The 20,638-nt window shown below is 57.6% G+C and carries 14 protein-coding genes and 1 pseudogene; all 15 read left to right on the forward strand.

Annotation, left to right across the window (positions count from 1 at the left end; all coding sequences use genetic code 11):
• Nucleotides 1-3: 3 nt before the first annotated feature.
• The 15 genes and pseudogenes from hcp (at nt 4) to BVU99_RS25230 (ending at nt 20,510) form a co-directional block, all read left to right on the forward strand.
• Nucleotides 4-495 carry a type VI secretion system effector Hcp gene (gene hcp, locus BVU99_RS15410; protein WP_060447717.1) on the forward strand — a complete coding sequence of 164 codons (492 nt, stop codon included), beginning with the start codon at nt 4-6 and terminating at the stop codon, nt 493-495.
• A 171-nt stretch (nt 496-666) separates the two neighbouring features.
• On the forward strand, nt 667-3,321 hold the full coding sequence (gene tssH, locus BVU99_RS15415; RefSeq protein ID WP_099817230.1) for a type VI secretion system ATPase TssH: 2,655 nt from the start codon (nt 667-669) through the stop codon (nt 3,319-3,321).
• A gap of 518 nt (nt 3,322-3,839) precedes the next feature.
• Nucleotides 3,840-6,218, forward strand: a complete 2,379-nt coding sequence (vgrG, locus tag BVU99_RS15425) for a type VI secretion system Vgr family protein (RefSeq protein WP_099817285.1) — start codon at nt 3,840-3,842, stop codon at nt 6,216-6,218.
• Between the two features lie 6 nt (nt 6,219-6,224).
• On the forward strand, nt 6,225-7,004 hold the full coding sequence (locus tag BVU99_RS15430; RefSeq protein ID WP_244590508.1) for a DUF4123 domain-containing protein: 780 nt from the start codon (nt 6,225-6,227) through the stop codon (nt 7,002-7,004).
• Between the two features lie 111 nt (nt 7,005-7,115).
• A complete protein-coding gene (locus BVU99_RS15435; RefSeq protein ID WP_099817232.1) occupies nt 7,116-7,649 on the forward strand; it encodes a DUF3304 domain-containing protein in 534 nt (177 codons plus the stop codon).
• Between the two features lie 108 nt (nt 7,650-7,757).
• Entirely contained in the window at nt 7,758-8,270 is a 513-nt protein-coding gene (locus tag BVU99_RS15440; RefSeq protein ID WP_099817233.1) for a DUF3304 domain-containing protein, read from the forward strand.
• A gap of 108 nt (nt 8,271-8,378) precedes the next feature.
• Nucleotides 8,379-8,912: a DUF3304 domain-containing protein gene (locus BVU99_RS15445; RefSeq protein ID WP_099817234.1), complete on the forward strand. Its 534-nt coding sequence runs from the start codon at nt 8,379-8,381 to the stop codon at nt 8,910-8,912.
• Nucleotides 8,900-11,350 (forward strand): DUF2235 domain-containing protein, encoded by a 2,451-nt coding sequence (locus tag BVU99_RS15450; RefSeq protein ID WP_099817235.1) that lies wholly within the window; start codon nt 8,900-8,902, stop codon nt 11,348-11,350. Before BVU99_RS15445 ends, BVU99_RS15450 begins: the two co-directional genes overlap by 13 nt.
• Nucleotides 11,351-11,368: 18 nt before the next feature.
• Nucleotides 11,369-11,626 carry a PAAR domain-containing protein gene (locus BVU99_RS15455; protein ID WP_060448531.1) on the forward strand — a complete coding sequence of 86 codons (258 nt, stop codon included), beginning with the start codon at nt 11,369-11,371 and terminating at the stop codon, nt 11,624-11,626.
• 140 nt (nt 11,627-11,766) lie between these two features.
• A complete protein-coding gene (locus BVU99_RS15460) occupies nt 11,767-12,762 on the forward strand; it encodes a hypothetical protein (protein WP_244590503.1) in 996 nt (331 codons plus the stop codon).
• Nucleotides 12,746-16,168, forward strand: a complete 3,423-nt coding sequence (locus tag BVU99_RS15465; RefSeq protein WP_099817236.1) for an ImcF-related family protein — start codon at nt 12,746-12,748, stop codon at nt 16,166-16,168. The genes BVU99_RS15460 and BVU99_RS15465 overlap by 17 nt, the downstream gene beginning before the upstream one ends.
• A 206-nt stretch (nt 16,169-16,374) precedes the next feature.
• A complete protein-coding gene (tli1, locus tag BVU99_RS15470; RefSeq protein ID WP_099817237.1) occupies nt 16,375-16,902 on the forward strand; it encodes a T6SS immunity phospholipase A1-binding lipoprotein Tli1-KP in 528 nt (175 codons plus the stop codon).
• A gap of 57 nt (nt 16,903-16,959) precedes the next feature.
• On the forward strand, nt 16,960-17,487 hold the full coding sequence (gene tli1 / locus BVU99_RS15475) for a T6SS immunity phospholipase A1-binding lipoprotein Tli1-KP (RefSeq protein WP_089180375.1): 528 nt from the start codon (nt 16,960-16,962) through the stop codon (nt 17,485-17,487).
• 57 nt (nt 17,488-17,544) lie between these two features.
• On the forward strand, nt 17,545-18,072 hold the full coding sequence (tli1, locus tag BVU99_RS15480; protein ID WP_099817238.1) for a T6SS immunity phospholipase A1-binding lipoprotein Tli1-KP: 528 nt from the start codon (nt 17,545-17,547) through the stop codon (nt 18,070-18,072).
• A pseudogene (locus BVU99_RS25230) lies at nt 18,060-20,510 on the forward strand (DUF2235 domain-containing protein). The gene tli1 (BVU99_RS15480) and the pseudogene BVU99_RS25230 overlap by 13 nt, the downstream one beginning before the upstream one ends.
• The last annotated feature ends 128 nt before the right edge of the window (nt 20,511-20,638 follow it).

The following is a 20,638-nucleotide window of genomic DNA, read 5'->3' on the forward strand; positions in this document are numbered from 1 at the left end:
TTCATGGCAATTCCTGTTTATCTTTGGTTGAAAGACGACGGCGGTGCGGACATCAAAGGGTCTGTGGACGTTCAGGATCGCGAAGGCAGCATCGAAGTGGTGGCGCAGGCGCATAACCTGTACATCCCGACCGACAACAACACCGGCAAACTGACCGGTACGCGTATTCACACGCCATTCCTGTTCACCAAGGAAATCGATGCTTCCAGCCCATACCTGTACAAAGCGGTGACCACCGGTCAGACCCTCAAGTCTGCGGAATTCAAGTGGTACAAGATCAACGACGCCGGCCAGGAAGTGGAGTACTTCAACACCACACTGGAAAACGTAAAAGTGGTGAAAGTGAACCCCGTGATGCATGACATCAAGGATCCTGCCTACGAGAAACACAACCATCTCGAGCAGCTCGAACTGCGTTACGAAAAAATCACCTGGACCTACAAAGACGGCAACATCATTCATTCCGATTCCTGGAACGAACGCGCCACCGCGTAAACCCGATGCGGGCAGAGTCTCTCTGCCCGCTTTTTTGCTGAGCGCCTGCCTGGCACGGGTGTTGAGCAAAGAAACCCACTATCTGCCTGCCTGACCGTATGCGCTTTGGTCTCCCAAACGGGAAACAGCGAGGGGCGGTAGCGTGCCCGGAAGCCATCAAGAGAGAGAAAAATGGAAAACCCAGCCATCCTGTTACGTCGTTTGAATCCTTACTGTGCCCGCGCCCTGGAAGGCGCCGCCTCCCTGTGTCAGACCCGCGCCCATGCGGAAATTCTGCCGGAGCACTGGCTGCTTAAATTGCTGGAGCAGGGTGAGGGCGACTTGACGGTACTGGCGCGCCGCTATGAGTGGGATATGGATGCGTTATGGCAGGATTTGCTCCGTTGGCTGGACAAACAGCCGCGATCCGTGCGCCGCCGTCCGCAGTTATCTGACAGCATTCAACAGCTCATGCAGCAAGCCTGGCTGATTGCCTCGCTGAGGGGGGAGGAACAGATCCGCAGCGTCCATTTGCTGATGGCGCTGATTGATAAACCGCAGCAGGTGCGTTGCGATGGCCTGTGGCCGTTGCTGACGCTTGGGCAGAACCAGCTCGAACGTTTACGGCCATTACTGGATGCGCAGTCGGATGAACGCCCGGAGATGCAGCAAGAGGCTGCGCTGGCCCACCGTGGCGGGGAGGTGGAAAGCGCCGCACTTCCGGTAGCGGCCACTGCGTATAAAGAGGGCGAGCTGAGCCCGGCATTGCAGAGCGTGCTGGATAAATTCACCCTCGATGTGACCGCCAAAGCGAAAGAAGGCAAAATCGACCCGGTCTTTGGCCGCGATAGCGAAATCCGCCAGATGGTGGACATTCTTTCCCGTCGCCGCAAGAACAACCCGATCCTGGTGGGGGAACCTGGCGTCGGAAAAACCGCGTTGGTTGAAGGGCTCGCGCTGCGTATTGCCGAAGGCAACGTGCCGGAATCTCTCAAACCTGTCATCCTGCGCACCCTCGATCTCGGCCTGCTGCAGGCGGGGGCGGGCGTGAAAGGCGAATTCGAACAACGTCTGAAAAACGTCATCGAGGCCGTGCAACAGTCGCCGGTGCCGGTTCTGCTGTTTATCGACGAAGCGCACACCCTTATCGGCGCGGGCAATCAGGCGGGTGGCGCTGATGCGGCTAACCTGTTGAAACCGGCGTTGGCTCGTGGCGAGCTGCGCACCATCGCCGCGACCACCTGGAGTGAATACAAGCAGTACTTTGAACGCGACGCCGCGTTGGAGCGCCGTTTTCAGCGGGTGAAAGTGGATGAGCCGGATGACGATACCGCCTGTCTGATGCTGCGGGGCCTGAAATCTCGCTACGCGCAACACCACAACGTGCACATCACCGACGATGCGGTGCGTGCCGCGGTCACGCTGTCCCGCCGTTACCTGACCGGCCGCCAGTTGCCGGACAAAGCCGTGGATCTGCTGGACACCGCAAGCGCCCGCGTACGCATGAGTCTCGATACCGTTCCGGAGGCCATCGTTCGCCTGAAAGCGCAACTGACTGCACTGGAACTGGAAGAGCAGGCGCTGCTGGAAGATATTGCCGCCGGCAGTCGCCGTCAAGGTGACCGCCTGGGTGCCATTGCGCAGCAGCGGGCTGAACGGGAAGCGCGAATCCAGGAGCAGGAAGCCCGTTTCAGCAACGAAAAGGCGCTGGTGCAGCAGTTGATGACCAGCCGCCTGGACATCAGTCAGCAGGCTGACATTGCCGATTTGCAACAGCAGCTTGAGCAGGCGCAACAGGGTGATGTGCTGGTTCAGGCGGATGTGGATGCCCGCACTGTCGCGAATGTTATCGCCGACTGGACCGGCGTGCCGCTGTCCTCCTTGATGAAAGATGAGCAGACCGAACTGTTGAACCTGGAAAATGAAATCGGCCAGCGTGTGGTTGGGCAGGATGCCGCGCTCGACGCCATCGCTCAGCGCCTGCGCGCGGCGAAAACCGGGCTGACGGCGGAAAATGGCCCGCAGGGCGTGTTCCTGCTGGTCGGCCCGAGCGGGGTCGGCAAAACCGAAACCGCGCTGGCGTTGGCGGATGTGCTGTACGGCGGTGAAAAGTCCCTCATAACCATCAACCTCTCGGAATATCAGGAGCCGCACACCGTTTCCCAACTGAAAGGCTCCCCGCCGGGTTACGTGGGTTATGGCCAGGGCGGCATTCTGACGGAAGCGGTACGCAAGCGCCCCTACAGCGTGGTGCTGCTCGATGAAGTGGAAAAAGCCCACCGTGACGTGATGAACCTGTTCTATCAGGTATTCGACCGCGGTTTTATGCGCGACGGCGAAGGGCGCGAAATCGACTTCCGTAACACCGTTATTCTGATGACCTCCAACCTCGGCAGCGACTCCCTGATGCAGTGGCTTGATGAGCAGCCGGAAGCAACCGAAGGTGACCTGCACGAATTACTGCGCCCGATATTGCGCGACCATTTCCAGCCGGCCTTGCTGGCTCGCTTCCAAACCGTCATTTACCGGCCACTGGCGGAGACGGCAATGCGCACTATCGTCGGGATGAAACTCGGTCAGGTCAGCCAGCGTATGAACCGCCACTACGGTCTCAACACACATATCGACGAGAGCCTGTATGACGCGCTCACCGCCGCCTGTCTGCTGCCGGACACCGGCGCTCGCAATGTCGACAGCCTGCTTAATCAGCAAATATTGCCGGTGCTAAGCCGGCAGTTGCTGACTTATATGGCCGCGAAACAGAAGCCGCAGTCGTTACACCTTAGCTGGGATGAAGACGAGGGGATCGGGTTGGTGTTTGACGCTCTGCAACCGAACGTTTTGTGACGTGATATCAGACAGTTGCCACGCAATCGTAGTTCACCTCCACTCAGGAAAATAAAAATCATGAAAATGTTCAAAGCTCTATTTCTTGCCATGTTGATGACCGTACCAACGTTAGCGTTAAGCGGGTGTGGCACGCTGGACAGGGGAATGAGTTACCAATCGACATATCGAGGATTTGACAGGGATAAGACGGTGGGGAGTCAGGCTGTCCTATGGATATACACGTTAGGCGTTATACCTATTTTTTACATTGTGTCCATGCCCGTTGATCTCGTCGTTGATACGGTTCTGCTTCCTTGGGATCTTAATGCCAGCAGAGATAGCGATCGTAAAGCGCCAGCCTCAATAGTGACTCCCTTTCGGGAGTAGCAGGGAAGTAACGGTGCACTACAAATGATGCTGAACAACGCTGAGGTTTTGACGCGTTACGGAAACCGCCCGCGGTCTGATGGGCTCCGACTCAGCCGCAGGGAGTGGAAACGCCGGCGTACCGGCTGCAAAATAATAAGGACATCATCATGAGCGCAAACCCGATTTCTTTTTTCAGCCACAACCACCATCTGCTGACGGTGAAAGGCGGTGCGTCAGCGCTCGATGTGCTGGCGTTTACAGGCGATGAGGCACTAAGCCGGCCGTTCAGCTACCGTATTGAGTTCACAAGCTTTGACCCTGCCATCAGCAAAGAAATGATGCTGATGAAAGCCGCCTCCCTGACGCTGCAGGCCCCGGTGGACCAGGGCTGGGGCATCAAGGTGCAACAGCCGGTGCGCGTGGTGCAGGGGGTGATCACCGGCTTTGAGCGTTTTGGCACCTCCGCCGACCAGACCCACTACGCCGTTACCCTGCAGCCGCGCCTGGCGCTGCTCGACCGTTCGCACCAGAACGCCATCTATCAGGATATCTCCGTCCCACACATCGTGGAAAAAATCCTGCGTGAGCGCCACGGCATGCGCGGCCAGGATTTTCTGTTCTCGCTGACACGAGAATACCCGCGCCGCGAGCAGGTGATGCAGTACGGCGAAGACGATTTGCACTTTATTACTCGCCTGCTGGGCGAGGTCGGCATCTGGTTCCGCTTTACCACCGATACGCGTCTGAACATCGATGTGGTGGCGTTTTACGACAGCCGGCAGGGGTATGAGACAGGGCTGACGTTACCGGCGGTGCCGCCATCCGGCCAGCACTCAACCGGCGCGGACGCGGTCTGGGGGATGACATGCCACCACAAGGTGGTGCAGAAACAGGTCAGCACCCGCGATTACAACTACCGCCAGGCCACCGAAGACATGAATACGCAGGTCGACGCCACCCGGGGGGACACCACCACCTACGGCGATGCCTATCACTACGCCGACAACTACCTGACGCCGGGCAGCACAGACGATAACAACCCGGCCCCGGAGTCCGGGGCGTTCTATGCCCGTATTCGCCATGAACGCTACCTGAATAGCCAGACGCAAACGCAGGCCCTCACCAGTTGCCCGACGCTCTCCCCGGGCCAGCTACTCAACGTCACCGGCGGTGATGATGTGGCGGAGGTGTTTGCTCAAGGCGTAGTCATCACGGCGATGCACAGCCAGGCTCGCCGTGACCGGGATTTTGAGGTGTCATTCAGCGGTATCCCTGACGGCAACGATTTTAGCTTCCGCCCCGAGCCCGGCGCCCGTCCGGTGATGGCCGGCACGTTGCCGGCGCGGGTGACCAGTACCACCGAAAATGACACCTACGGTCATATCGATAAAGACGGCCGCTACCGCGTCAACCTGCTGTTTGACCGCGATAACTGGGAAACCGGCTTTGAAAGCCTGTGGGTGCGTCAGTCCCGTCCGTATGCCGGGGACACCTACGGTCTGCACCTGCCGCTGCTGGCGGGCACCGAAGTGGCGATTGGTTTTGAGGACGGCAACCCGGACCGGCCGTACATCGCCGGGGTGCTGCACGATTCGGCGCACGGCGACCACGTCACTATCCGCAACTATAAACGCAACGTGTTGCGCACCCCGGCGAACAACAAAATCCGCCTCGACGATGAGCGGGGGAAAGAGCACATCAAGGTCTCCACGGAATACGGTGGCAAGAGCCAACTGAACCTCGGGCACCTGGTAGACAGCGAGCGGCAAAAGCGCGGCGAAGGTTTTGAGCTCAGAACCGACGGGTGGGGGGCGATACGCGCGCAGAAGGGCCTCTTCATCAGCGCGGACGGCCAGGCAAAGGCGCAGGGGCAGGTACTGGCGATGGAGCCGGCCATCAGCCTGCTGAAAGGGGCGGTGAATCAGGTTGCAGAATGGGGAACGCTTGCCCAGACCCACTACAACTTTGCACCGGATGCGCAGCCTCTTCAGGCGCTTGCTTCAGCTGCCAGTGAGCTGAAAGAACCGACGGTGTTGCTCTCTGCGCCGAAAGGTATTGCCGCCGTCACACCGGAAACGGCATTGCTGCATACAGGGAAAGGTCTGTATCTGCAAAGTCTGGGCGAGGTGAATATCAGCGCGGCGCAGCGTTATTCAGTCAATGCCAGCCAGGCCATCTCCATACTGGCTCATCAGGAGGGCATGCGCCTGGTCTCTGCCAAAGGCCCGCTGGCGGTGGAATCCCACGCAGATACGCTGTCCCTGACGTCGATGAAAGATGTCACGGTACAGTCCACCCAGGGACATTTGCAACTGACGGCAAAGAATGGGATCACGCTTGCCTGTGGCGGTGCTTACATCCAACTGACCCCACAGGGCGAAATCAATGTGCATGGTCCTGGTCTGCTAAGCCTCAAAGGGCAGCACAAATTACAGGGCCCGACGAGTGAGGATTATCCGCTGCCTGAATTGCCTTCGTCGGTGTGCAAAGAGTGTCTGAAAAAGGCGCAGCAGGCTGCACAAGGCTTTGTGCCAAGGGAGGTATAAGTGAACATGACACGCATTGCTGACTGGGTGAATCTGCTGGAGCAAACCTGCGCTAATATTGAAATGGCCCACCTTGATTTTATTATCGACCAGTGCGGTATCGATTTTTCCGTCATTCCTGTACTCCGGAGTTTTTCACCGCCTTTAGCATGGCAGTCTCTCTACCAGGGGCTGCCGGAAGAGGCTTTACCCGATGAGTCGCCGCTGTTGATCAGGATTTCGCTGAATGATCCTCAGCAGAAACAGTGGTTTATTGAGTTAGCTCAGAAAATACAAAAGACCGCCCCGCTATTGGTTCTCGGTTCTCGTTGGCCTTTCGCTATTCTGGCTGAATGGTTAACGACCTGTACCGACGCGACCCATGAGGGGCGTGCCGGGCTGTTCAGATACTTTGATGCCCGTATTTTCCCTTATCTGTTTTCTCATATTTTGTCATCCGAACAGCAGGTTCAGTTGCAGCGTCCTGCACTGTTCTGGAGTTGGCTGGATCTTGACGAGAAGCCGGCATTATTGCTGGGGCAAGGGGCTCAACCCGCAATCAATGAGAAGTGCCAGAACATCGCTTTTAGCGATAGCCAGTTTGAATCCCTGATGTGCATCTGCGACGTAAAGTTGATGCTTCGCTATCGAGACGTTCCCGCTACTGGATTTACCTCTCAGGATGAACGGTTTACTGCCTGTTTCAACGGCATGCTTTCAGCCACTGCCGAAGGAATACTAGGGGATAAAGAGCGTCAAGACTGGGTGATAGATACCCTGAGCGAGCGGCCTGCTGAACAGGCCTAAACGCGGAGTTATGGTGCTGCTCATCTTCTGGAGGGGCAGCATTATGCCATCCCGAAAAGCCATGGCTAAGCAAAACGCACGTAACCTGTTAATTCATCAAAGGAATGGAAAATGAAAATACGGCATTACCTCGTGGTACTGGGTGCTCTGCTGCTGGCGGGCTGCAGCCAGCCGACGGCGAAAGCCAAAACCCGAAGCGGTGGCGGTGGGATTATTGTCGCCATCAATCACACCAAATGGGCGATCAACCATTTCAGCGTCGACGGTCAGTCGGGCATTGATGCTATTGGGCCCTATCAGGGCGGCGGTGGCGGCTGCTGCTATGGCGTGCCGGCGAAATGGCGACCGGGTATGACGGTAAAAGTCGACTGGGAAAGTGGTGAGGCATCTACAAAAGGGTTTCCGGGATTTGCAGATACGGAAAAGTACTTGGCTTGGGAAAAGAAAATGAGTGCGAATAACCAGCAGCACAGCACGGTGGTGCCGGTGCCTGACTATACGGGGCAAAAAAACTGTGGGATCACGGTGCATTTTATGCCCTGCGATGAGGTGAAAGTGACGACCAGCTGTGCCAACTACGGCCATCCGGAACATCCGATCAAAGAACCTCTTAAGATGCCGGAGCCAAAAGTATGTCCGAAATAATCACCGATCTGGCGTGGTTCCTCTTCTGCAATGCTTAGCCATGCCATCCCGAAAAGCCATGGCTAAGCAAGACGCACATAACCTGTTAATTCATCAAAGGAATGCAAAATGAAAACACGACACTACCTCGTGGCACTAAGTACGCTATTGCTGGCGGGGTGCTGCCTGCCGACGGCGAAGGCGGGAACCATAGAGGCAGTTAACCACACCAAATGGGCGATCAACCATTTCAGCGTCGACGGTCAGTCGGGGATAGACATTATTGGGCCCTATCAGGGCGGCGGTGGCGGCTGCTGCTATGGCGTGCCGGCGAAATGGCGGCCGGGTATGACGGTAAAAATCGACTGGGAAACCGGGGTTGGTGGCTCAAAGGGATTTCCAGGCTTTGCTGATTGGGAAAAGTACTTGGCCTGGGAAAAAAAAATGAAGGCCCAGAATAAGCAGCACAGCACGGTGGTGCCGGTGCCGGACTATACGGGCCAGGAAACCTGCGGGATCACGGTGCATTTCATGCCGTGCGATGAGGTGAAGGTGACGACCAGCTGTGCCAACTACGGCCATCCGGAACATCCGATCAAAGAACCTCTTAAGATGCCGGAGCCAAAAGTATGTCCGAAATAATCACCGATCTGGCGTGGCTCCTCTTCTGCAATGCTTAGCCATGCCATCCCGAAAAGCCATGGCTAAGCAAGACGCACATAACCTGTTAATTCATCAAAGGAATGTAAAATGAAAACACGACACTACCTCGTGGTACTGGGTGCGCTGTTGCTGGCGGGCTGCAGTCAGCCGACGGCGAAAGCCAAAACCCGAAGCGGTGGCGGTGGGATTATTGTCGCCATCAACCACACCAAATGGGCGATCAACCATTTCAGCGTCGACGGTCAGTCGGGGATAGACATTATCGGGCCCTATCAGGGCGGCGGTGGTGGCTGCTGCTATGGTGTGCCGGCGAAATGGCGGCCGAGTATGACGGTGAGGGTGGACTGGGAAACAGGGGTGGGATACTCGATGGATTTCCCTGGTTATGAAAATTGGGATAAATATTTGGTCTGGGAAAAAAAAATGAAGGCTCAGAATAAGCAGCACAGCACGGTGGTGCCGGTGCCGGACTATACGGGGCAGAAAACCTGCGGGATCACGGTGCATTTTATGCCCTGCGATGAGGTGAAGGTGACGACCAGTTGTGTGAGCCCCGGCCGACCGGGCTATCCGCTCAACGAGCCACTGCAGATGCCGGAGCCAAAAGTATGTCCGAAATAATCACCGATCTGGCGTGGTTTCCGCCGGCGTTTCCGGCTCAGGGGCGTTTACCTACTCAGGCTGCGCTGGTTGGAGCCAACTGCGCCCGGCAGGACAGCCATGAGCTGACTTACCGACAGGAGTTATGCCTGGCGGCCGGGCGGCGCGTGGCGCCCCCCTGCTGCAAGACCCTGCATATCAGCCTGTTTTTCGACGGCACCGGCAATAACCTCAATCACGACTTATATATTGCTAAGCCGAAGCACCCGACCAATATTGCCCGGCTGTTCCGCGCTACCATCGGCCAGGGCTACGCCGGGGGGTTGGCGGATAACACAGAGGAGCTACTGGATGCCATCGGCAGCGGCGAGGATAAATACTACAAATATTATATTCCCGGCGTCGGCACGCCTTTCCCCGAAGTGAACGATCTGGATTTCAGCATGATGGGGCTGGCGGCGGCGACCCACGGGGAGGATCGCATTAACTGGGGCCTGCTGCGGCTTATCGACGCGCTGAAGAGGACGATGGGGAGCGATCCCCTGTCGGACGACGAGAGCTGGAAGGCGGTGGACAAAATGGCGACCTCGATGGCGTCTTTTGGGCTGACCGGTAGCGCTAACCGTTTTGAGACCTTCCAACGCCTGCTGAAGGAGATGTCACCCGAGCTGCAAAAGGCGCTGATGCCCACCGGGCCCGACAAGCCGAAGCTCCTAGGGATCAAACTGTACGTGTACGGCTTTTCGCGCGGGGCGGCGGCGGCGCGGGCCTTTGTTCGCTGGCTCAGTGAGCTGCTGCCAAAGCCTGAGGAGGGGCAGGACAAGCCCGAACAGTGCCTGGCGGTGGGGGGGCTAAAAATCCCGCTCAGCGTCGAGTTTCTTGGCCTGCTGGATACGGTGGCCTCGGTGGGGGTGGCACATATCGCCCCGGTGGCGGAAGGGCACATGGGCTGGGCCGACGGAACCCAGGAGCTGCCGGCAGAGAAGACCTATGGCGGGTTGATCAAAAAGTGTGTCCACCTGGTCTCTTCCCACGAGCAGCGGCTGTGCTTCCCGCTGGATTCGATCCGCCGCCCGGATGGCATGTACCCGGCTCATAGCGAGGAAATCGTCTATCCGGGCATGCACTCGGATTTAGGTGGTGGCTACCCGCCGGGGGATCAGGGAAAGGCAAATGGTGATAACGATAGTTTACTGTTGTCACAAATTGCGCTGCATGACATGTATGCCTCTGCTTTTATTGCAGGCGCACCATTGAAAGTACCACCAGTTACATTACCTGAAGACTTGAGATCAAATAACTGGCGAATGATGCCTATGGATCTGCAAATTGAATTTGCAGTCGCACCTGAATTAATCAATCGTTTCAACGCCTGGCGGGAACTCACCCTCGGTTTGAGCACCTCCTCGGCCCCACTTTCCCCCGAACAGGCAGCAAAATACGATCCGCCGCGCGCGCCCGCCAGTCTGGAGAAAGCCATTGAAAATCAGCTGGGTTGGATCACGGCGTGGCGCATCAACCGCTATGCCGGGGGAAGCTACAAGACCCAGCGTTTTTATGTCGATTCGGCGGCGAATGGGCTGGATAAAGACAGCGATCCGCTGGTCAGAAAGCAGTCTGAGGCGGTCAGAAAGGCTTTACAGGAGGAAGTTGAGAAAAAGCGCAAGACCGATATTGCCAAACATAATCCGGATGATGGCTTCCTGAAGCTCCCGCCGGGGCTGAAGGATTTCGACGCGGCGCTGGGGCAGACGCAGCTGCGTCAGGCGGCGGAGGAGTTCAGAGAGGATTATCACGGCCTCTCGCGAACCAGTACCGGGAACTGGTATTTTAGTATTGCTGATTCAATGAGTAACGCTATTTTCCTGCTGAATAATGATAATGAGTACGGCGAGTGGCTGAGAATAAAAACGGCCGGAGACGATCGCGTAAAAGTGCTTTTCCCGCTTACCGGGGAAGCGAGTAATGCCACGCAGCCTGCCGGGCTGGTGCGGGCGCTGTTTGACGATCAGATCCACGATTCCCGCGCCTGGTTTATGCACAACGCCTTCGGCTCCCGTGAACCCTGGGGCAGCTATTTCCTCTACCGGATGATCTATTTCGGCAGCCGCAGCAGTAAACCGATGACGCCATTGATGATTGCCGGGGCGGTAGTGGGGGTTGCGACACTTGCAGCAGGCGCGGCCGTGATCATCAAACAGAAAAGCGCGAAGGGCAAACTGGCGGGCCTTGCCGGTACCGTAGGGGCTATTTATCTGGAAACTCAGGCGATCGATCTGCTTTCTGGTAAGCCTTTGCCTATGCTGCTCAATGCCGCACAGCTGCAGGCGCCGACAATGGAACCCGGTGTGATTGTCGCGCAGCAAACGCAGGCGATCGGTGAACAACGCTTGGCGCTGGCAAAGTCGCTGATTGAGTCCGGCTGGGCGGAAAAGCTTAAATCGACCGTGACGGCATAATTCATGGAGGGATGACGGATGAAAGCGATCATACGTGAGGGCGATACCCTGCGGGAGTACGGCGGGAAAGTGCTGGGCGGGCATTATCTGTGCTTCGGCAAAGGCATTGCCTGCAAAGGCGATGCGGTAAAGTGCAATAAGCATGGTATGACGGCCATCAGCGAAGGCAGTGCGTTATCGGAGGCAGACGGGCAGCCGGTGGCATTGCACGGCCACCGCTGCGCCTGTGGTTGCACGCTGGTGAGCTCTTTCCCTGATTGCGGCATTGCGCTGTGAGGCCGTTACCGAAGTATCCACCCTACCGGATCGCGCATCCGCCTGATGTTAAACGCTGGCTGTCAGTGGGTGCGCTGCTGGTACTGTTGTGCGCAGGCGGCGGTGCACTGCTTCATTCTGCCGGGAGCCGCGTTGGGCTGATGATTAAAGGGATGGCTGGCGCGGCGGTTCTGCTGGGCGTGCTCTGGTTAATGCGCTTGCTGTATTACCGGGTTTCGGCCTATAACGCCCGGTATTATGCGCAGCTGGTTGAACAGCAGCAGCAGGCCTGGTGGGAGCAGCATCAACGCCGTTTCGCGCTCAGTGAAATGGTGTTGCTGGGCCCGGCCGGAACCGATGCGCCACACTGGCTGCGGTTGTTACAGCGGGAGCATCGGGTTCCTGAGATAAAAAATGAGTCGAGCGGAAAAGCGCTGCGCATCGGCCGGACGTTGGTCGACTCGGTGGCTGAACGAGAGACTTTGTTGGCAAAAATGCTGGTGCTGCAGTGGCAGACGCAAAACGCAAATTCCCCCCTCCCGCACATACGGCGCTGCTACTGGCTGGGTTCCCTGGTGGCCTGGCGGGCATTTTGCGCGCAAATGCAGCTTTCGTTTGTTGACGCTGCGCTACCCGAAAAGCCGGAGAAATGGCAAGGCGAAGAGACGTTGTCAGTACTTGCCGCCGTCGCTCAAACGCTCCCGGAGACCGAAGCCATTCTGGTCGCCGGGTGCCATTCGATGACGGCCTCGTTTAACTCAGAGCAGCCTGCCGGTGAGTCTGCGGCTTTGTGTCTGGTGGCTCATAAAGGCCTGGTCAGCCTTACCCGAGGGGAGGTCTACGATCCCACCGGGAAAGAGGTTTTAACCGCAGTCAGCGAGCGAGCGGAGCAGCAAAGCGAAATCGAAAAGGCACCTGACGCTTGCATGCTGTTCTCACAGCCCACGTTACCCGTGCTGGCGCAAAGTGGCTGGAATGTGACTCATCACGTCCAAGATCTCAACTGGGGCAACCCGGGTGAGATGGAGATGCTCATCGTGCTGGTCCTGGCAGCCTTGTATGCCAAACAGTATCAAGAACCCTGCGGCTGGATAGCCAAAGATCCTCTACACACTCTCGCACTTGGAATTATTAAACCTTATGGAGAAGGAAAATAAACCCGCTGAATTTTCTGTGGTTTCCACAGCGGTGTTGTTTGTTGCTACTGTCACGTTGCTTGTGCTGGCAGGTGGATTGCTGTGGTGGTACTGGGAGAACGATCTCTCCACGGAATGGAATGTGCTACGCCAGATCATGACGGCCTGTTTTGTTGTCTGGGTAGCGTCGCTCTGTGTACTGGTACTGGGTTTTATCGCGTTTCATTTAGTGATTCGGGATAACGTGATGGGAGACGCTTCTTCCAGACCAGTGAAAAAGAAAAGCCCCTCCCGGTTGCCGCTCAAGGCAGACATCGCCAGTTATCTCCGCCAACGTTATACCTTCTTCTGGCGCCAAAAAGTCCGTCTCCTGCTTGTCACGGGCGATGAAGCCGTTATCGAACGGCTGGCACCGGGCCTTCAGCAGCAGCAATGGCTTGAAGGCAATCGCACGGTGCTGATTTACGGCGGCAGTCTGGCATTAGAGAGGGACAGTGATAAATACACCGCGCTGCGCAAGCTGCGCCGGGGCCGTCCGTTGGATGGCATCGTGCGGATGCTGGCTGAAGGCCAGGATCTTACCCCGCAGATGAGCGATAGCGATCTGCGGGGGCTGGAGAAAATTGGCGAGGCGCTACGCTATTCTGCCCCGGTCTATCTGTGGCAGCTGTGTGGCAGCAACTGGCCGCAGGCGGGGCGTAAATCTCAGCCAATTGGGGTGACGTTCCCGCCGCGAGCCGCGCCGGAAAATGTGGCTGCGCAGCTTAACGCGCTATTGCCGCAGCTGCGTGAACAAGGGCTTTCTCAGGTTGCGGAAAATCGCAGCTATGATTTTCTGCTGCGTTTGGCGCAACAGTTTGAACAGGGGGAAAGCGAACGCTGGAAAACGCGTCTGGCTCCCTGGCTCTACGGTTCCCAGCAGCAAGTCCCGCTACGAGGGCTGATGTTCAGCCTGAATGGCGAAGACGAACCGGCAATCGAGGCCGTTGGAATCGATGCTCGTCGCGCTCACCTGCATGCCCTGACCCTGCCGGTAACCTGGCAGGGCATCGTCGATGACTGTACCCGGGTTCGTGGGCGTCGGGTGGGGATGGCGTGGGAGCAGGCGCTCGTTTGGGCACTGTTGGGCATCATTGGCGTCTGGGGGACGGGGCTGTTGCTCTCCTTTGCGCTGAATTATAGCCAGATAACTTCCGTGGCAGGAAAAGCCCGCGTTTTGGTGGAACACCCTGCCATTTCCGATAGTCAACTGACCGCCCTGCATGATTTGCGTAATGAGGCTGGTCGACTGCAACAGCAGGTTGAGGATGGCGCCCCGTGGTACCAGCGTTTTGGGCTGGGCCACCATGCGCAGTTGCTGAATGCCATGTTGCCGTGGTATGGCGTGGCGAATAATCGTCTGATTCGTGACCCGGCGAATAATGCCTTGGCGCAGAAGCTCAGCGCCCTGGTCAATTCAGCGCCAAACAGCGACCAGCGCATCAAGCTGACGAAACCGGGTTATGACCAGCTTAAGGCCTGGCTGATGATGGCCCGTCCGGATAAAGCCGACGGTGCATTCTACGCGCAAACCATGAAAACGGTGCAGCCAACGCACAGGGGCATCTCAACCGGCCTGTGGCAAAGCCTGGCGCCGGATTTATGGGCCTTCTACATTTCCGAGCTGCCGAAGCAGCCCCAGTGGAAAGTTACCCCGGAGGCGCAACTGGTGAGCCAGGGGCGTCAGGTTCTGTTGCAGCAGATTGGTCGCCGCAACGCAGAAGGCGCGCTGTATGAAAACATGCTCAAGTCAGTACGCCGCAACTTCGCCGATGTGACACTGGAGGACATGACCGGCGGCACCGATGCGCGCCGCCTGTTTACCACCGATGAGGTGGTGCCGGGCATGTTCACCCGTCAGGCGTGGGAAGGCGGCGTTCAGCAGGCAATTGATAAAACGGCGAACACGCGTCGGGATGAGATCGACTGGGTGCTGAGCGACAACCGCAAAGCGCTATCCGCAGAAATCTCCCCGGAAGCACTGAAAGCGCGGCTGACCCAGCGTTACTTCGCCGACTTTGCCGGCAGCTGGCTGAACTTTCTCAACAGCCTGCGGCTGAACCCGGCGCATAACATCGCCGATGTGACCGACCAATTGACGTTGATGAGCGATGTGCGCCAGTCCCCGCTGATTGCGTTGATGAACACGCTGGCCTGGCAGGGGCAGACCGGGGAACAGGGGGAAGGACTGTCGGATTCCATCATTAAATCGGCAAAAGATCTGATCGGCAGTAAAGATAAACCGGTCATCGATCAACATGCTGCAGGCCCACAGGGGCCGCTGGATGAGACCTTCGGGCCGCTGCTGGTCCTGATGGGGAAAAACAAAGCCGGTAACGTGATGTCCGCGGATAACTCGCTCAGTTTGCAGACCTATCTGACCCGCATCACCCGCGTGCGATTGCGGTTGCAACAGGTGGCAAACGCGTCCGATCCGCAGGCGATGATGCAAACGCTGGCACAGACCGTTTTTCAGGGCAAAAGCGTGGATCTGACTGATACCCAGCAGTACGGCAGCCTGGTGGCGGCCAGCCTCGGGGAGGAGTGGAGCGGATTTGGCCGCACGCTGTTTGTGCAGCCGTTGACCCAGGCCTGGGAAACCGTGTTGCAACCGTCCGCCGCCAGCCTGAACGAACGCTGGCGCCGTTCGGTGGTCACGAACTGGCGCACGGCGTTTGATGGCCGCTTTCCGTTTAGCGTCGGCAAAAGCGATGCGTCCTTGCCGATGCTGGCCGAGTTCATCCGCAAGGATACCGGACGTATAGACCGCTTTCTGACGGCAGAGCTCGGCGGGGTGCTGCACAAAGAAGGCAGCCAGTGGGTGCCGGATAGCGCCCACAGTCAGGGCCTCACGTTTAACCCGGCGTTCCTTAAAGCCGTTAACCAGCTCAGCCAGCTGTCAGACATTCTGTTTACTGACGGTAGCCAGGGCATCAGCTTTGAGCTGCAGGCGCGCGCGGTGCCTCAGGTGGTGGAAACACAGCTGACGATCGACGGCCAAAAGCTGCACTACTTCAATCAGCTGGCCGACTGGCAGTCGTTCCGCTGGCCGGGGGAAAGCTACAAGCCGGGGACGATGCTGACCTGGACGTCAGTCCATGCCGGTGCGCGCCTGTTTGGGGACTATACGGGGACATGGGGGTTCATTCGCTGGCTGGAGCAGGGGAAACGTCAACAGCTTGACCGCAGCCAATGGATGGTGAGCTTTACGGCACCTGACGGAAGAACGCTGCAGTGGGTGCTGCGCACCCAGTTGGGCAACGGGCCGCTGGCGCTGCTGGGGCTACGCAATTTCAGTCTGCCGGATAGCGTATTCAGCGTAGAAACCTCAGCCGCCGAGCAGGCGCTGATCCGTTCGGAGTCCTCAAGCCTGGATGAGGAGGAATAATGGCCGCATTACAGAATGTACTTCACGCGTGTGGAGTGGGTGAAGATGCCTTGCTGAGCCAGGCCCGGGCGCGTAGCGCTGACTGGGCGAGCTGAGACATCGGGTTCGGGAGCCTGAGGATGAAGGGGCCAGAAGGCGGTTTGAGATAGCCTGTCTCCGGTTGTTGTTTCCCGATGAATGAACGCCACATCTACAAGGAAAGTCAGATGAAACATGCATTATTAAGCCCGCTGCTGGCGGGATTGCTGCTGCTAACCGGCTGCTCACAGCCTGCCGCTCAGGCAGGGGGCGGTGGTGGCACCATCGACGCCATCAACCACACCAAATGGGCGATTAACCACTTCAGCGTGGATAACCAGTCGGGCATCGACATTATTGGCCCGTTCCAGGGCGGTGGCGGCGGTTGCTGCTACAGCGTGCCCGCCCGGTGGACGCCGGGTATGACGGTGCGTATTGACTGGGAAACCGGGGTTGGTGATATGGATGGATTTCCCGGTTATCAGGACCGAGAAAAATATCTCGCCTGGGCTAAGAAAATGAAAGCCCAGAATCGCCAGCACAGCAAAACCGTCCCGGTACCCGACTATACCGACCAGGATGTCTGCGGCATCACGGTGCACTTTTTGCCTTGTGATGACGTGAAGGTCACGACCAGTTGCTACACCTACGGCAGTCCGGCCTACCCGATAAAAGAGCCCATCAGGATGAAGGAGCCAAAAGACCGTCCGAGATAGCCTGTCTCCGGTTGTTGTTTCCCTATGAATGAACGCCACATCTACAAGGAAAGTCAGATGAAACATGCATTATTAAGCCCGCTGCTGGCGGGATTGCTGTTGTTAACCGGCTGCTCACAGCCTGCCGCTCAAGCAGGGGGCGGAGGTGGCACCATCGACGCCATCAACCACACCAAATGGGCGATTAACCACTTCAGCGTGGATAACCAGTCGGGCATCGACATTATTGGCCCGTTCCAGGGCGGTGGCGGCGGTTGCTGCTACAGCGTGCCCGCCCGCTGGACGCCGGGTATGACGGTGCGTATTGACTGGGAAACCGGGGTTGGTGATACAGAAGGTTCCCCTGGATTTGGCGATGATGAAAAATATCTCGCCTGGGCTAAGAAAATGAAAGCCCAGAATCGCCAGCACAGCAAAACCGTCCCGGTACCCGACTATAACGGCCAGGATGTCTGCGGCATCACGGTGCACTTTTTGCCCTGTGATGACGTGAAGGTCACGACCAGTTGCTACACCTACGGCAGTCCGGCCTACCTGATAAAAGAGCCCATCAGGATGAAGGAGCCAAAAGACTGTCCGAGATAGCCTGTCTCCGGTTGTTGTTTCCCTATGAGTAAACGCCATATCTACAAGGAAAGTCAGATGAAACATGCATTATTAAGCCCGCTGCTGGCGGGATTGCTGTTGTTAACCGGCTGCTCACAGCCTGCCGCTCAGGCAGGGGGCGGTGGTGGCACCATTAAAGCCATCAACCACACCAAATGGGCGATTAACCACTTCAGCGTGGATAACCAGTCGGGTATCGATTCTATAGGTCCATTCCAGGGCGGCGGCGGCGGTTGCTGTTACAGCGTGCCCGCCCGGTGGACACCGGGTATGACGGTGCGTATTGATTGGGAAACGGGGGTGGGATATTCCATGGACTTTCCTGGCTATCAGAATAGGCAAAAATATCTTGCCTGGAAAAAAAACATAGATGCTCAAAAACGTCAGCACAGCAAAACCGTCCCGGTACCCGACTATAACGGCCAGGATGTCTGCGGTATCACGGTGCACTTTTTGCCCTGTGATGATGCAAAGGTCACGACCAGTTGCTGGTCACCGAGAAATGCCAACTACCCGATTAAAGAGCCCATCAGGATGAAGGAGCCCAAAGTATGTCCGAGATAAAGGAAACCGATTTAACCTGGGTGCCACCGCCGTTCCCAGCGCAGGGGCGCCTGCCGAACCAGGCGCTGCAGGTGGGGCAGAGCCTCTATCAGCAGGACAGCGCCGAGCTGCTCTACCGTCAGGAGCTGTGCCTGGCCGCCGGACGACGCGTGGCCCCACCGTGCTGTAAAACGCTGCATATCAGCCTGTTTTTCGACGGCACCGGCAATAACCTGAATAATGATTTACTTCTGTCAAACCCAAAACACCCGACCAATATTGCCCGTCTGTTTCGTGCCACTATCGGGAGCGGTACGGCAGGTGGGGTACCGACCAACGATCAGAACGCGCTGTTAGATGCTGCTGAAGAAGGTGAGGGGAAATATTTTAAGTTCTATATGCCTGGCGTGGGCACCCCGTTCCCGGAAGTGAACGACCCGGACTATTCCACTATGGGTTTGGTGGGTGCCACTAAAGGGGAGGAGCGGATTAACTGGGCGCTGCTGCGCATTATTGATGTACTGAAGTTTAGCGCCACGGAAAAGTGGCTGACTACTGCGGAGAGCCGCCGGTCTATCAACAACATGGGCACCAGCTGGAACCGCCTGTGGTTTGGTGGCAGCCACAACCGTTATGAAGAGTTCAGCCGCTTACTGAATGGTTTAGCCCCGCAGCTAAAGCCTTTGCTGACACAACCGGAGCCCGGTAAACCCAAGCTGTTGGGCATCAAGCTGTACGTCTATGGCTTTTCCCGTGGTGCGGCGGCGGCGCGTGCCTTTGTGCGCTGGCTGAGCGAGCTGCTTCCCCCGCCAAAGGCGGAAGGCGAAAATCCCCCGCAGTGCCTGCAAATAGGTGACATGCAGCTGCCCATCAGCGTGGAATTTCTCGGGCTGCTGGATACCGTGGCCTCGGTTGGAGTGGCGCACGTGGTGCCGATTGCCGAAGGGCATATGGGCTGGGCAGACGATTCGATGGAACTGCCGAGCGATGAAACCTATGGCGGGCTGATAAAAAAATGCGTGCACCTGGTATCCGGCCACGAGCAGCGCCTTTGCTTCCCGCTGGACTCGGTGCGCCGGGGTAACGGCAAATATCCGCTTTATGCTACCGAGGTGGTGTATCCGGGGATGCATTCAGATATCGGCGGTGGCTATCCGCCGGGAGACCAGGGGAAGGCGAATGGCGAGGATGATGCTTTATTACTCTCACAAATTGCCTTGCATGATATGTATGCTTGAGCATTTTCCACTGGTGCACCACTCAAAATACCTCCAGCGATGTTACCGCAAGAATTAAACCAGCAGCTTTGGCGAGCGATGTCACCAGACTTGCAGGCGGAATTTGTAATAGATTCACCATTAGTCCATCGCTTCAACGCCTGGCGCGAACTCACCCTGAACTTGACCACGCCAGAAAAAATCACTGCTGAAGAGGCCGCCAGCTACAACCCGCCGCGCGCCAGCAGCAGCCTGGAAAGCCTCGTCGACAATCAGATTGCCTGGATCACCGCCTGGCGTATTGACCGCTATGCCAAAGGGACGCTGGTGGAACAGCGGTTCTATAAAGCGGCGACGGATAAGGAAGCATTACCTGCTGCGCGCAAGGCGGCAGAAGAAGCACGGGATGCAAAGCAGCGAGAGGTGCTCAAAACGCGTCAGGGTCAGATAGCCAAACAGCCCGCCGACCAGATGGACGATCTGGTGCTCCATCCGGGCGTCAAGGATTTTGATCCGAAGATGGATAAGCCCCAGCTGTTCGAAGCGGCGAAGGAGTTTGGCAAGGATTACCACGACGGCTACCGCATTCCGGATAATCTGGCGCAGGCGGTGCTGGATACCGTGCTGCAACCGATGATTTTCGTGCTCAATACCGATGATGAACCGCAGGAATACCGGCGAATAAAGGCTGACGGAGATGCCCGAGTGGCTGTCCTGTTCCCCGCCGCCGGCGAGGCCAGCAATGCGCAGCAGCCCGCCGGGCTGGTCAGGGCGCTGTTTGACGATCAGGTGCACGACTCGCGCGCCTGGTTTATGCACGCCGCGCTGGGGACGCGCGAGATGTGGGCCGGCTACTTCCGTTACCGCATGATTTACTTCAGCGACCAGTGCAATAAATCGCTGTCGCCACTGGTGATCGCCGGGAACGTGGTCGGGTTCGCCACCCTTGTCACGGGTGTGGCGCTGAGCTTCAAGCAAAAGAGCCTGACCGGCAAGCTGGCCGGCCTGGCCGCCACCGGTGCGGTGCGTTCGCTGCAGGTCGAGGTGCTGGACAGGCTTACCGGCCTGCCATTGCCGGCGCTACCGGGGGGCGAACAGCTCAGGGCCTTTACCAACGAACCGGGCGTGGTGGTCGCTCAGCAAAAAGCCTTTGTGGCACAGCAGCAGCAACTGCGGCTGGCGCGGGCGCAAGCCGCGATCCCGGCCAGTTGGTTGGAACAAGCCCTGAAGACAATCACCTGAGATCACGGAAGGAGATCACGATGAGTAAAGTTATCCGCAAAGGAGAGCGCCCTGCGGGAATATGGCGGCGAGGGAAGAAGAATGCGCCAACGGTTTGACCGCGTGAGCTTTACGGCACACTCAACCCT

This window comes from Serratia sp. OLAL2, from assembly GCF_002752475.1.
Lineage (GTDB): Bacteria > Pseudomonadota > Gammaproteobacteria > Enterobacterales > Enterobacteriaceae > Serratia > Serratia bockelmannii.

Coding starts and splice junctions, on each gene's coding strand:
- BVU99_RS15440 (WP_099817233.1), top strand. CDS start 7,758: ATGAAAACACGACACTACCTCGTGGCACTAAGTACGCTATTGCTGGCG.
- tssH (WP_099817230.1), top strand. CDS start 667: ATGGAAAACCCAGCCATCCTGTTACGTCGTTTGAATCCTTACTGTGCC.
- tli1 (WP_099817237.1), top strand. CDS start 16,375: ATGAAACATGCATTATTAAGCCCGCTGCTGGCGGGATTGCTGCTGCTA.
- BVU99_RS15445 (WP_099817234.1), top strand. CDS start 8,379: ATGAAAACACGACACTACCTCGTGGTACTGGGTGCGCTGTTGCTGGCG.
- BVU99_RS15450 (WP_099817235.1), top strand. CDS start 8,900: ATGTCCGAAATAATCACCGATCTGGCGTGGTTTCCGCCGGCGTTTCCG.
- tli1 (WP_099817238.1), top strand. CDS start 17,545: ATGAAACATGCATTATTAAGCCCGCTGCTGGCGGGATTGCTGTTGTTA.
- BVU99_RS15460 (WP_244590503.1), top strand. CDS start 11,767: ATGATTAAAGGGATGGCTGGCGCGGCGGTTCTGCTGGGCGTGCTCTGG.
- BVU99_RS15435 (WP_099817232.1), top strand. CDS start 7,116: ATGAAAATACGGCATTACCTCGTGGTACTGGGTGCTCTGCTGCTGGCG.
- BVU99_RS15455 (WP_060448531.1), top strand. CDS start 11,369: ATGAAAGCGATCATACGTGAGGGCGATACCCTGCGGGAGTACGGCGGG.
- hcp (WP_060447717.1), top strand. CDS start 4: ATGGCAATTCCTGTTTATCTTTGGTTGAAAGACGACGGCGGTGCGGAC.
- vgrG (WP_099817285.1), top strand. CDS start 3,840: ATGAGCGCAAACCCGATTTCTTTTTTCAGCCACAACCACCATCTGCTG.
- tli1 (WP_089180375.1), top strand. CDS start 16,960: ATGAAACATGCATTATTAAGCCCGCTGCTGGCGGGATTGCTGTTGTTA.
- BVU99_RS15430 (WP_244590508.1), top strand. CDS start 6,225: ATGACACGCATTGCTGACTGGGTGAATCTGCTGGAGCAAACCTGCGCT.
- BVU99_RS15465 (WP_099817236.1), top strand. CDS start 12,746: ATGGAGAAGGAAAATAAACCCGCTGAATTTTCTGTGGTTTCCACAGCG.